This window comes from Streptomyces lushanensis, assembly GCF_001700515.1.
Classification (GTDB): Bacteria; Actinomycetota; Actinomycetes; order Streptomycetales; family Streptomycetaceae; genus Streptomyces; species Streptomyces lushanensis.
Genome location: NZ_MAUD01000540.1, coordinates 1 through 2,131, shown reverse-complemented (window position 1 = coordinate 2,131; position 2,131 = coordinate 1). Strand labels below are relative to the sequence as shown.

Here is a 2,131-nt window from a genome sequence, read left to right as displayed (position 1 = left end):
CCGACACCGAGGCCGCGCAGCTGAGCGACCTCGGGACCGTCGCGGCGGCGTGCGACCGCTGGGGCATGCCCCTGATCGCGATGGTCTATCCGCGCGGCCTCGGTGTCGGATCCGATGTTGACATGAACGCTCACCGCGTCCGCGCCCAGGCGGACGCACTCCTCGACGTCACCGACCAGCACCTTGGCGTCGACGTCGGGGCCGGCGCTGGTACTGGCGCTCAGGTGCACCACGAGTCCGGTTTCGGTGAGGACGGCCGGCGGAATCAGCCGCGCCCGGCCCTTGTGCACGACGACGGCGTCGGCGCCGCCCTTCGCGATGTCCGTGACCAGTTCCGGGAATCCCGCAGCGCTGACGATCGGTCCGTCGGAAACAGAGTGATCGAGCGGGATGAACAGATACCGCCCGTCACCTGCACGGGACAATCGAGCCAGGCGCAACGCTTTCCCGGTCAGTGGCATCGTCGTCATGACACGCCCCTTCGTTCGCGACAGCTCTGTCTCATGGCTGCACTCTCGCAAGGGCCGCTGAAGAATCGAGCCAACCCGTTTCCGCAGGTGGCAGGAGCGGGCGTCGGAGGAGCACGCCGCGGCGCAACCGTTCGGCCGGTTTCGGTGTTCGTTCTCTCGGAGCAGCGGCGACGAAGGGGAGCACTATGCGTGCCGGGGCGGACACAGCGGCGGACTCAGCGGCACGGGCCGGTGTCGACACCGAGGTCGCGGTGGTCGGCGGTGGACCGGTGGGCACGCTGGTCGCACGGGAACTGGCCCTGCTGGGCATCGATGTGACGATCCTGGAGAAGCTGCCGCGGCCGGACGGCGTCTCCAAGGCGAGCACCCTGCACGCGCGCACGGCCCAGACCCTGGACCGCCGGGGGCTGCTGGAGGCCGTGCAGCCCGGCCCGTACACCGCCGCCCGCGGTGCGAGCGGCCCGGTGCGCTTCCACTTCGCCTCGATCTTCGAGCTCGACCTGTCCCGGGTCCTCGACGAGGGCCCGGCCATCGTCGGCAGCCCGCAGGCGTTCGCGCAGGAGGTGTTCGCGGCCGACGCCGTACGGCTCGGCGCCCGCCTGCGGCGCGACGCGGAACTGGTCGGCCTCGACCAGTACGACGACCATGTGCGGCTGAGCCTGCGGTCGGTGTCCGGTGCCGAACGGACGCTCACGGCTCGCTGGGTGGTCGGCGCGGACGGGGCACGCAGCGCCGTGCGCCGGCTGAGCGGTATCCGTTTCCTGGGCGACGGGCCGACCGTCGCGGCCCTGATGGGCGAGGTGCGGCTGCTGGACCCGGCCCGTGCGCCCGGCGGCTGGCAGCGCACACCGCGGGGCTGGACACTGCTGTGGGTCAACCCGCACGGAACCAGCCGTGTGTGCACGTACGACTACCGGGGGCCGCACCAGGACCGGCACTCCCCCGTCACCCTGGACGAGCTGCGCGGCGAGGTGGAACGCATCGCGGGCCGGCCCGTCCCGATGGACGGCCCCGACTGGATCGCCCGCTTCAGCGACGCGTCACTTCTGGCGGAGCGGTACCGCAAGGACCGGATCCTGCTGGCGGGCGACGCGGCGCACGTGCACTTCCCGGCCGGCGGACAGGGTGTGAACCTGGGCCTCCAGGACGCCGTCAATCTGGGCTGGAAGCTGGCCGCCGAGATCCGCGGCCGGGCGCCGGACGGACTGCTCGACACGTACCACGGCGAGCGGCGTCCGGTGGCGGCGGCGGTGCTGCACAACGTGAAGGCACAGGTGGCCCTCATGGACCCCGATCCCCGGACGGACGCACTGCGCGAACTGTTCACGGAACTGATGCGGTTCGACGAGGTCAACGCCCATCTGAGCACCATGATCACAGGTGCGGGGGTGGTGTACGACGTGGGCGGGCGCGGCGACGACCCGCTGGCCGGGCGCATGGTGCCCAGCCTGCCGCTGAAGACCGCCGAGGGGCCCGTCGTACTCGCCGAGCTGCTGCACGACGCCCGCCCGCTCCTGCTGGACCTGTCCGGGGACGCCGCCCTGCGGGCGGTGGCGGGTCCCTGGGCCGACCGCGTCACCGTCGTCACGGCCACTCCCGTCGCCGGCACCTGGGGCACGGAGGCCGTACTGGTGCGCCCCGACGGCTACGCGGTCTGGTCG

The 2,131-nt window shown here is 72.3% G+C and carries 1 protein-coding gene and 1 pseudogene; one reads left to right on the top strand and one right to left on the bottom strand.

Annotation, left to right across the window (positions count from 1 at the left end; all coding sequences use genetic code 11):
- Window positions 1-91: 91 nt before the first annotated feature.
- Window positions 92-470: pseudogene (locus tag BFF77_RS31000) on the bottom strand (beta/alpha barrel domain-containing protein); the annotation flags it as partial.
- A gap of 185 nt (window positions 471-655) precedes the next feature.
- On the opposite strand from BFF77_RS31000, the gene BFF77_RS30995 reads away from it, so the two are divergent.
- Window positions 656-2,131 (top strand): FAD-dependent oxidoreductase (locus BFF77_RS30995; RefSeq protein WP_066956703.1); only part of this gene is annotated, 1,476 nt, incomplete at its 3' end.